Annotated in this window: 10 protein-coding genes and 4 pseudogenes; 9 read left to right on the forward strand and 5 right to left on the reverse strand. The window is 41.8% G+C overall.

Translation table 11 applies throughout. The features are described from left to right. Positions 1–775: histidine kinase dimerization/phospho-acceptor domain-containing protein (locus F6K20_RS10590; protein WP_287294624.1), on the forward strand; the 775-nt coding region annotated here is incomplete at its 5' end. Here F6K20_RS10590 and F6K20_RS10595 read toward each other — a convergent pair. The 4 genes from F6K20_RS10595 to F6K20_RS10610 form a co-directional block, all read right to left on the reverse strand. Then, on the reverse strand, positions 704–1,420 hold the full coding sequence (locus F6K20_RS10595; protein ID WP_353736743.1) for a transposase: 717 nt from the start codon (positions 1,418–1,420) through the stop codon (positions 704–706). The genes F6K20_RS10590 and F6K20_RS10595 overlap by 72 nt on opposite strands. Further along, entirely contained in the window at positions 1,357–1,710 is a 354-nt protein-coding gene (locus F6K20_RS10600; RefSeq protein WP_287294628.1) for a hypothetical protein, read from the reverse strand. Before F6K20_RS10600 ends, F6K20_RS10595 begins: the two co-directional genes overlap by 64 nt. Beyond that, the gene (locus F6K20_RS10605; RefSeq protein WP_008191007.1) at positions 1,700–2,011 is read right to left on the reverse strand and encodes a hypothetical protein; all 312 of its coding nucleotides are present in this window, start codon (positions 2,009–2,011) and stop codon (positions 1,700–1,702) included. The genes F6K20_RS10600 and F6K20_RS10605 overlap by 11 nt, the downstream gene beginning before the upstream one ends. Before the next feature lie 154 nt (positions 2,012–2,165). Next, positions 2,166–2,357: a hypothetical protein gene (locus tag F6K20_RS10610; protein WP_131827098.1), complete on the reverse strand. Its 192-nt coding sequence runs from the start codon at positions 2,355–2,357 to the stop codon at positions 2,166–2,168. A 68-nt stretch (positions 2,358–2,425) separates the two neighbouring features. Here F6K20_RS10610 and F6K20_RS10615 point away from each other — a divergent pair. From F6K20_RS10615 to F6K20_RS10645, 8 genes and pseudogenes are all read left to right on the forward strand, one after another. Next, positions 2,426–3,269: pseudogene (locus F6K20_RS10615) on the forward strand (IS630 family transposase); the annotation flags it as partial. Between the two features lie 70 nt (positions 3,270–3,339). Continuing rightward, positions 3,340–4,589, forward strand: a pseudogene (locus tag F6K20_RS40580) (ISAs1 family transposase). Between the two features lie 21 nt (positions 4,590–4,610). After that, a pseudogene (locus F6K20_RS40585) lies at positions 4,611–4,703 on the forward strand (HNH endonuclease); the annotation flags it as partial. A 105-nt stretch (positions 4,704–4,808) separates the two neighbouring features. Continuing rightward, positions 4,809–4,952, forward strand: a pseudogene (locus F6K20_RS39885) (HNH endonuclease); the annotation flags it as partial. Between the two features lie 619 nt (positions 4,953–5,571). Next, the gene (locus F6K20_RS10630; protein WP_008190995.1) at positions 5,572–6,705 is read left to right on the forward strand and encodes an ISAs1 family transposase; all 1,134 of its coding nucleotides are present in this window, start codon (positions 5,572–5,574) and stop codon (positions 6,703–6,705) included. Between the two features lie 567 nt (positions 6,706–7,272). Further along, on the forward strand, positions 7,273–7,926 hold the full coding sequence (locus F6K20_RS10635; protein WP_008190992.1) for a reverse transcriptase N-terminal domain-containing protein: 654 nt from the start codon (positions 7,273–7,275) through the stop codon (positions 7,924–7,926). Positions 7,927–8,032: 106 nt separating this feature from the next. Beyond that, on the forward strand, positions 8,033–9,016 hold the full coding sequence (locus F6K20_RS10640; RefSeq protein WP_008190990.1) for a group II intron maturase-specific domain-containing protein: 984 nt from the start codon (positions 8,033–8,035) through the stop codon (positions 9,014–9,016). Positions 9,017–9,719: 703 nt separating this feature from the next. Further along, positions 9,720–9,953 carry a reverse transcriptase N-terminal domain-containing protein gene (locus F6K20_RS10645; RefSeq protein ID WP_071986980.1) on the forward strand — a complete coding sequence of 78 codons (234 nt, stop codon included), beginning with the start codon at positions 9,720–9,722 and terminating at the stop codon, positions 9,951–9,953. Here F6K20_RS10645 and F6K20_RS10650 read toward each other — a convergent pair. After that, a complete protein-coding gene (locus F6K20_RS10650) occupies positions 9,922–10,311 on the reverse strand; it encodes a hypothetical protein (protein WP_131827096.1) in 390 nt (129 codons plus the stop codon). The genes F6K20_RS10645 and F6K20_RS10650 overlap by 32 nt on opposite strands. Positions 10,312–10,419: the final 108 nt, after the last annotated feature.

The raw sequence follows: 10,419 nt of genomic DNA on the forward strand, positions 1-10,419 counted from the left end.
CCAGGAATGTCATCGGGCGGTTGCTGCACAGGTTGTTGTCACCTTTGAAGAATACTATCCACCGACCAAACGTTGGTTTGACGTGAAAGCTTATCCAGGTATTAATGGTCTTTCAGTGTTCTTTCATGACATTACTGAGCGCAAACAAGCCTCCCGGGTCTTGCAGCAACTCAATGAGGACTTAGAAGCTAGGGTAGAAGAACGTACTGTCCAACTTGCTGAAAGTATGAAAGAAGCCGAAAAAGCGCGGACTAAGTCTGAAGAAGCTAACAAAGCCAAAAGCGAATTTCTTGCCAATATGAGCCATGAACTGCGCACCCCCCTCAATGCTATCCTAGGATTCACCCAATTGATGAACCGTGACTCATCGCTGAATCAGGAACATCAGGAATATCTAGCAATCATTAGTCGCAGTGGTGAGCATTTACTGAACTTGATCAATGACATATTAGAAATGTCCAAAATTGAGGCAGGTCAGATAACTGTAAATGAAACTAGCTTTGACCTGTATCGTCTGCTGGATAGTCTCGAAGAGATGTTAGGACTGCGAGCCGCCTCCAAAGGCTTACAGCTCATCGTTTACCGAGAGCCAGAGCTTCCTCGATATGTGAAAACAGATGAGGGAAAATTGCGCCAAGTTTTGATTAATTTACTGGGAAACGCTATCAAATTCACTCAAGAAGCTCACGGGGTGACAAGAGAGCTAAAAAGATTGCTGTATAATAATCATAGCCCGTTGACCCTGGAGATAAAAAGGGAGCTTATTAGGAGTTAATCTTATTAATTTATCCACACACTCTTTCATAAACTCATGATAAACTATCCAACTCGTCCCATATAAACCTATCCAAAAATTACTATTTTTTGTAAAACTTTGCTTAAATTTTCGACAGCGACCAATATACTTTTGGTGACCTTTTATTTTAAGATCATATCCTTTGAACGTGGCAATAGTGTAGGAAATTGCGTTCAACAAAACTAGACTGTTTAAACGTTCAATCTTCGCTTTAGATCCCTCTAAATTGTAACCACCTGTTTGACAATCACGGAACATGGCTTCAATACCTACCCGTTTTTTATAACTTTTGATTGCTGACTCTAAACTGGGTAAGTTAGTTAAAAGGTACCAAGGCTCAGCTTCTCCCATACCTCGATATTTTCTCTTCCAATAAATTCCCATGTAAACTTGAGAATATTCCCATTCTTTGGTGACTTTTATGCTCGTCAAAAATCGTCGTTGTCCTGGAGATTTTTTGAAAGCACTTAAAGATTGATAGTCTTGCCCATTTATTTTCACATTTGTGTCCTTTTTTTGTCTAAGGACAAAGTACACTTTCTTTTGCCTCAGCCATTTAGCTAGGATGACGCTGTGAAATTCTCGGTGCGTAATTTCGAGGTTTCCTCGAAATGCAAGACGCACCGAATGTCTCCCAAGATCACGAGTTCGTAATCTTTCAATAACTTTAATACTGGTCTTAGTATTGCTTTTTGCTCATCACAATTACTGGCACCTCTTTTGTTGAGAAAGCGATGCAGCGCGGTCTTGGGGAGGCAGCGCGGTCTTGGGGATCTCCCCCATGAGCGACTGCCGTGGTTTCCCCCACTCGCTATTGCATCAAGACAATGCCAGGAAATTGGCAGTGCCCGTTTTCCAATAATTACCCCCACCATAAACAAGTTTTTATCTTGCCATTGAGTTCTATCCAACACGCTTATATAACCTCTCTTTTTTTTGATATTTATTAGAGATTATTGTTTTAATAATTGGTAACCAAATCAGAGATACTGACAAAAACTGTAACTTTAAAAACCTTTGAAGATGACGACGGCGACTTTCGGACTTAATTGGTAAGGGAAAATGAGCGGCTAACCTTTCAATTTTAATCTGTTTATGGATTTGCAGTAGCCACACCAAGATTTCTAAAGTGATTAATTGAGCCTCACTGAAGTATTTTGATAGATGAGTAAGATATAGTTCAGGTAATATCATTTTTTGATCGGTCTGGCTCACAAGTTCAAGACCGATCTTTTTCTACCATCAATTCCTGAAAATCTCAATCTGGTTGGGTTTTCACGGGGTTGTCACCCCGTGAGCTCAAGAAGGCAGTGTCACTTTGCGCGTGGTTCCTAACAATGAAAAGTTTAAAATTAGCGGGTCTGATCAGTTAAATGTTGACAGGTTGAAGGTTGACAGGTTGAAGGTTGACAGGTCTGATCCGTTGAAGGTTGACAGGTTTGATCAGTTGAATGTTGGCAGGTTGAATGTTGACAGGTTTGATCAGTTGAATGTTGGCAGGTTGAATGTTGTTCGCGTTCGCGCAGCGTCGGCTTTGCCGAAAGCGTGGCCGAAAGGCCAAGGTTTTCCCAATAATATCATGTCCGTCTAATCACTTATAATAAAAGTGGAGAGTGCAGCATCTTTGTAATGCCAAGACGAATTACCATCACCGAACACTCTTTGCATTGAGGAACTCCAACAGGGTTACCGCCAGGCCAAAAGTGCCATAGAAAGTCGGCAGTATCAGGTGATCTGGTTACTCGCTCAAGGAAAAAAAACAGAGGAAGTAGTCCAAATAACTGGCTACAGTAGAATCGGGATTTATGCATTAATCAAAAGATACAACCAATTGGGTGCTGAAGGATTAGGCGATTGGCCAAAAGCCACGCTACGGGAACGCAGAAAACAAAATCAAGGAGCCAAGCCATTAATAGGAGATCTAGAACTTGCACAGTTATGGCAAGTTTTGCAAGAACAAGCTCCAGATGGGGGATTGTGGAATGGTCGGAAAGTGGCAGACTGGCTAACATCTGTGACGGGCAAGTCCATCAGCAGACAAAGAGGATGGCAGATACTACGACAAATGACTTTTAGGTTGAGGGTTCCGAGACCTGCTCATACTAAAAGCGACTATGCATGAGCAACAAGCCTGGAAAAAAAACTAGCCGCCGACCTTGAGCAAATCAAAAGCACTTACCCGAATGCAGATGTGCAATTATGGTGTGAGGATGAACATCGCCTGGGACTCAAACCTGTGGTTCGACGCATTTATGTACCAGAAGGTGACTGGCCAATTGCCCATGTCAATTGGAGATTTGAGTGGTTATGGTTGTATGCTTTTGCACACCCGTGTACGGTCGAAACTAAGGCGTGGATTCTGCCTTATGTCAATACTGAGCTATTTAATCGGGTTTTGGCAGAATTTGCTGCTGAATTTAATAATGGTGATGATAAACACATTGTTTTAGTTGTTGACCAAGCTGGATGGCATACCAGGGTAAGCGCAAGAAAAACGAACTCATAATATGCTAAGGGAAACAATGTGATAATAAAAATATCAAATGGTTAAAGGCTTCGATCAACCCACTAACTCAACCGCAACCAGTGGCCAATCCTTGCCAGTACAGCCTGCCCTAAATTGTGAACAGCAACAGCCGCAAATGCTCGAGCATTTTGATCACCTCAGTGATCCGCGAGGTAAACAAGGAGTGCTCCATCCATTTGTGAGCATTGTGATGATTGCACTGTTAGCTACCATCGGGGGCGCGACAGGGTGGGAAGATATCGAAACCTATGGGATCAGCCACCAGCATTGGTTGTCGAGCTTTTTACCATTGCCAAATGGGATGCCCTCAGCAGATACATACCGACGAGTGTTTGAGCAGATATCTCCGAGTGCATTGAGGCGACGTTTCAATAGTTGGTTGAGTAGTTTGGTGACAGATGCCCGGAGCACAGGTTATCCCCATTGATGGCAAACAACTCAAGAGTTCCTATGACCGCAACCAGTCAAAATCTGCATTGCATATGGTGAGTGCTTGGGCGAGTGAGCATAGGTTGTTTCTTGGGCAAGTTAAAGTTGAAGATAAAACTAATGAAATTACAGCCATCCCAGCTTTACTAGAATTATTGGACATCTGTGGGTGCATCATTACTATCGATGCTATGGGTACTCAGCTACAGAAACGCCCATAGTATTCGTGCCAAAGGTGCTGATTATATTTTGGCTCTCAAAGGGAATCATCCCACTTTATTCGAGCTTGTATTGCAATGGTTTGAGACTGCTGTTGATCATAGCTTTGAGGGCATCGAGTATAGCTATGATGTCAGGGTAGAATCCCCGGCACCATCGTACTGAAAAGCGCGGCTGTTTGGGCGGTTTCTCTCGAACAGATAGACTTCGATTTGTACAAACAGTCCCAGTGGTCTGGATTAAAGACTATCGTGATGATTATTCGCACCCGTCATTTGTGGAATAAGACTACCCGTGAGGTCATGTTCTACCTTACTTCTTTGCCGCCCAATGCTCAGAAGTTGGGCAAAGCTATCCGACAACACTGGTCCATTGAAAACCAACTGCATTGGGTATTAGATGTGACTTTTGGGGAGGATAGCAGCCGGATTCGTACAGGGCATGCTCCACAGAATATGGCTTTACTCAAGCGCGCTTAGCATCAATCTACTCAATCGAGAAACGAGTTATAAACGTAGTACTCGTCAAAAAGCTAAACGAGCCAGCATGGATACAAGGTATATGCTTAAGGTTTTAGAAGCCTCCATTCCCTTAAACTCTAGCATATCGAACCTATAAATTTTCTTGCGCTTACCCTGCTATGATGGTGACTTAATTTACTGGAGTACCAGAATGCAAAAACACCCCGAGATGACCAGTTCAATTGGAAAACTTTTGAAACGGCAAAAAGGGTTTGAAGTTACCGTAAGATAGTGGAGCCTTTATAGTTGGTAGGTTATGCGTAAAAGGTTGAAGTCTTTTGTAGTAAGGCGACCCTATCTAAGGTTTCGTTTCCGGAAATGTGCTCATTGTGGTCTTACCTTCAGGGACGGAGATTTGTTGGAAAAACACCACATTATACCACGCGCACTAGGAGGAAAAGACCTAGACAAAAATCTAGAGTTATTACACCTCCACTGTCACGACAAAAAGCACGGAACAAAATCAACTTGAAAGAGTTAGACAAGAACCCGTCCTAGAGAGGTACCAATGACAATGGTTCCGTTTGATGAGGAGCCGTATGAGGGGAAGCGGCGCGACCTGAACTGGTCAAGTAAAGCGGGGAGCCGACTCCCCAGGGTAATTTACACCACCTACCCTCACGTAAAACAACCTTTTAGGTTGGACTCAATACCTTTTGGTAACGAAAGGGAAATATGCAGAGTCACGAATGTAGCCGAAGCTAGGTAAGGTCAAACCCGGTTAGGAGCTAGAGGGCTTCTCCGATATGGATGAATGAAAAAATGAAATGCTAATAAACCGCGTAATCTCATGACCAGCGTAAAGACCTGACACGCTGAAGGCAAAAGCCAAGTGGGTAGGGCCTATAGCCAGGGCAAACGCATCTAATTTTTTGTTGACCAATGACCAAGATTATGTACTGAAAATTTAACAGGGGATATGCTGTCTAAATAAGTAGTGATACCCAAATCAATTCTTCGTAAGAATAAGTCAATAAACTTAATAAAAGTTACGAGCTTTCCAAAAAAAATTAGAGTTGAAATTATGTCAAAATGATGGAAGACTAAAAATCCCAGGTAGTTTCGTGAAATCCTCAGCCATGAATCGGAGACCTAAAACCACTATTTTTGAGCATTTCAGTGACTTAAAAGACCCGCGAGTAGATCGAACTAAACTACATAAATTAATAGATATTATTACGATTACTATCTGTGCAGTCATTAGTGGTGCAGACACCTGGGTAGACATAGAACTTTACGGAAAAACCAAATATCAATGGCTCAAAAAGTTTTTAGAACTGCCCAATGGAATTCCTTCTCATGATACATTTGCTCGAGTTTTTGCGAAACTAAACCCGGAACAATTACAGTCATGCTTTCTCAAATGGATTCAATCTATTAGTCAGCTCACTTCTGGTGAAATAGTAGCTATTGATGGAAAAACACTGCGTCATTCTTATCAGAAAAGTTCTCACAAACCAGCTATTCATATGGTCAGTGCTTGGGCGACAGCTAATCAACTAGTTTTAGGACAAGTAAAAGTGGATGAAAAATCTAATGAGATTACGGCTATTCCAAAACTTCTAAAAGTTTTGGCTCTGAAAGGATGCATCGTCACTATTGATGCGATGGGATGTCAAAAAGAAATTGTCTTACAAATCGTAGCACAAGACGCTGACTATGTAATTACCTTGAAAAAAAATCAATGCTCTCTCTATGAAAGAGTAGAAAATTTATTTAATAGTTCATCATCTAATCAGAAATTAAAAGGTATTAAAACTAATTTTGTGCAGTCGAAAATTGGTCACGGTCGTGAAGAGCGAAGATATTATCAAATGCTCAGTAATATTAAAGAAGAGGTTGACCCATCTGGAGATTGGTTAAAACTTAACTCAATTGGTCTGGTAGATTATTTCCGACAAGAAAAAGATGGAACAACATCTTTTGAAAGAAGATACTATGTTAGTAGTCTGACCAATAATGCTGAACTATTAGCCAAGGCTATTCGGGGACATTGGGGTATAGAAAATCAACTACATTGGGTGCTTGATGTTCAATTTTCAGAAGATGATTCTCGAATCAGAAAAGATAACGCTCCCGAAAACTTAGCCATTATTAGACAAATAGCTCTGAATTTATTAAAACAAGAAAGTACAGAAACAACGGGAATTAAAACTAAACGAAAAAAAGCTGGATGGGATAACGATTATCTCCTCAAAGTTTTAGGTGTTTAAGCTTTAGTTAATAAGTCAATTAACTCACTAAATGGAGTTTGGCAATTTGCCATCGGTTTAGACTAAAAGGTCTAGCTTGATATTATGCTGTCAATATATATTAATTATCTAAAACAATACTTACCCTTTGTATAAGCGATACAAATATTATACCAGTTTTATCTGTTCCCGTCAAAATTTTCAGGTCAGCTAAAATTTTCGAGTCATTCAAACGCTTTTTCGAGCTAGTTTCTAGCGATTAGATGCGTTTGCCCTGGGCCTATAGCTAGTTTCTCTATAAGCCGTGTAAACAAAACTCCCATCCGTGGAAGAGGCATCATCCGAAGGAGAAATAAATTTACTTGACACAACAGGGTAAGCCCCACAGAGTCCTTAGAAGGTCGATATCTAAGGTAGGTCTGAGGCAACAAGGACGGAACTCTCTGGGGGGTAGAGGATGAGGGAAAAAGCAAACGCCTCTGGTAATACGGAGGATAGGGGTTCAAACTTTGCCCCTGAACGAAAGTAATAGCAGACTTCCCTTGGGTCTTATACGAAAGATAAACGAAAGATAAGGAATCGAACCTGATGAAAAGTTTGATACGGGGTAATAGCCCGGTAAATGGACAGACGGCACAACTTACAGACTGGAGCCAGGTCAACTGGAAGAAAGCCCGTAAGATTGTTAGAAACCTGCGTCGAAGAATCTTTCGTGCCAAAAAGCTTGGTCAGTGGAAGCAACTGAGAAGGTTACAGAAACTGATGCTGAAAAGCTACGCCAACTTACTACTATCTGTCAGACAAATCACTCAGATAAATACCGGAAAGCGAACAGCAGGTGTCGATAAGGAGGTGGCAACAACACCTAGCCAACGAGTGAAACTTGTCAATGAGTGGAAGATACCCAAAGCGTCACCAGCACGCAGGGTATACATTCCTAAGTCAAATAGCAAGAAACGTCCTCTAGGCATCCCAACCTTAAAGGATAGAGTCATGCAGGCAATAGTAAAGAATCTCCTAGAACCCGAATGGGAAGCCATATTTGAACCTAATTCTTATGGGTTCAGACCAGGTAGAAGTTGCCATGATGCCATAGAGCAAGTGGTAAACAGACTAAATTCCAGAGGAAAGGATAGATGGGTTCTAGACGCGGATATAAAAGGCTTTTTCGATAACCTAGCCCATGAAACTATCATGAAACAAATAGACTCTGCTCCAGGCAGGGAAATAGTAGCAGGATAGTTGAAAGCTGGATATATAAGTAAAGGAATATATCACGAAACCAATAAAGGAACACCCCAAGGGGGAGTCATCAGTCCAAAAAAGCGCCAACATCGGATTGGAATGATTGGAAGAAAAGCTCAACAACTGGGGTGGAATAAGAGGAAGATCTAACAAGAAAGGAGAGAGAAGAAAAGTATACAAACTCGGATATATTCGATATGCCGATGACTTTGTGGTCACGGCAGAAACAAAAGAAGAACTGGAAAAAGTTCTCATCCAGCTCAAAGCATGGTTATCAGAAAGAGGCTTAGAAATAAGCGATGATAAAACAAGGATAGTCCACATATCCCAAGGGTTCGACTTTCTGGGTTTTAACGTAAGAATGTTCGGGAAAGGAAAGAATGAAACACTTCTGACCAAACCCGCCAAAAATAAAGTTCTCTCATTCTGCCAAGAAATTGGGAAAACTGTCAAAGCATTTAACGGAAAAAGCCAAGAACAATTAATCAATAAACTGAATCCGATTCTCAGAGGTTGGGCTAACTACTACAGACATTGCACATCAAAGAAAATACTCAGTTACGTAGGTAACAGGGTATGGAAATATCTGTGGGATTGGGCAAGGCGTAGACACAAAAAGCGTAAATTAAGATGGGTCAAGGACAAATACTTCAAGGTGATATACAAGAAAACTCCGTGGAGTGTGTCCACAAGAGACTGGGTATTCTCAAGTGAGTCCACATCCAAAAGAAGAAACTCAGAATTGCGAATATATGATGTCGCAGGAACACCCATTGTGAGACACGTCAAAATAGAAGGGAGCAACTCACCCGATGACCCGATTCTCAAAGAATACTGGCTAAAAAGAAGTCTAAAAGCTAACAAAACCCTCTGGGAAAAAAATAGCAAGTATGACCAAGTAGCTAGGATAAATGGGTATAAATGTCCAATCTGTAATGACTGGTTACGCAATGACGAAGAAATCGAAACCCATCACATAATTCCCATAAAAGAAGGTGGTTCTAACCTGGCTGACAACCTTGTACATCTTCATAAAGCTTGTCACAAGCTTCTTCATGGGAAAAAGAAAACCAAGCAGAAGGCTTGAAGTAAGGCTTGAGCCGGATGATGGGTAACTGTCAAGTCCGGTTCTTAGGGGAGGGGAGTAGAGTAATCTACAAACCTTACCCGACCGACGTGCAAAGTCGCATTTGATGAATAGAGAGCCGACTCTCTCTGGGGTACTTCTCCCCAGTCCTCATGTAAAGGGCTCGAAAGAGTCTGGTCACGACGAAAGTAAGCAATGAAACCGTTGGAGTGCAGACCACAAAAGCCAACAAACTGATAGCCTAAATCAGTGGTAATGGCAAGAGGAAGAAAAGGAAGGGTTAACGATAAGTGAACGACTAATCTAGCTCCGTGATATACGGAAAGGTGAAATCAGGCTGACACACCGTGAACCTTAATGGTACATAGCTGGTTGTTAGAAGTTTCGCTGTCTAACAAAGAAGTCCAAAAAGCTATCGGAGTATGAGTCGAACCCTAACCTTCTCGAAGGTCATCAAAAGCGAAACACGGTAAGCCCAATAGACTCTTTCTTGAGGTCGAAACTTGAAAGTAAGCCGAGAGTAATCAAAGCCTAACCGTCTAGGGGGTAAAGGAAGTCAGATAAAGCGAACGTCCCTGTGTAATGCAAGGAATAAGGGTTGAGGGTCCATCCCAACATCACACCACCTGAAAATGGTAGCCCACTTCTGAGAGGTCTCAAACGATATGAACGATTTCCTTGAAACTAAAACGGAGATTGAAAGATGGAAACCACTGTGGTTATCGGAGACTCTGGACAACTTAAGGACTGGTCACAGATTGACTGGAAATCAGTGGTTAAGAATGTTAAGAATCTGAGGAAACGGATATATCGTGCCACGCAGAACGGTCAGTGGAATAAGGTCAGAAGCCTAACGAAACTGATGTTAAGAAGCTTCGACAATTTAATCTTGTCTGTGCGAAAAGCTAGCAGGGGGACAACGAAGCTTGTAACATAGACAGGGCTTGTTCCCTAGCCCGCTTACCTTTTTTATAATGCTTGACCCAACGGCGGTTAATTTGCAAAAGTTCCTCTACAATTTTTTCGGGTATTTGCCCTAGGTACAGCCAATGATACTGATGTTGACCAACATAAAAAGCACTATGTCGGCGATATTGCGATTTGGTTTCTGGTCGTACAACATATTTCTGTATTCCCATTTTCTTGATTTCTCGTCCTTGAAGGATTGCACTAGTATAGGCAATTGCTATCAAAATAATTAACTTGCTTAGAGATTCTGCTCCCAGCTTCGAGCCTTCTAGACTGTAACCACCTGATTTAAAATCTCGAAACATTGTCTTGATGCAGTCGCTCATGGTTTGAAGTTACCGTAAGAGAGTGGAGCCTTATTACAAAAGCGCCGTTACCTTTTACCCATAACCTGCCGACTATAAAGGCTCCACTCTCTAAGGTTTCGTCTCCGG

Source organism: Moorena sp. SIO2C4 (assembly GCF_010672485.1).
Taxonomy (GTDB): domain Bacteria; phylum Cyanobacteriota; class Cyanobacteriia; order Cyanobacteriales; family Coleofasciculaceae; genus Moorena; species Moorena producens.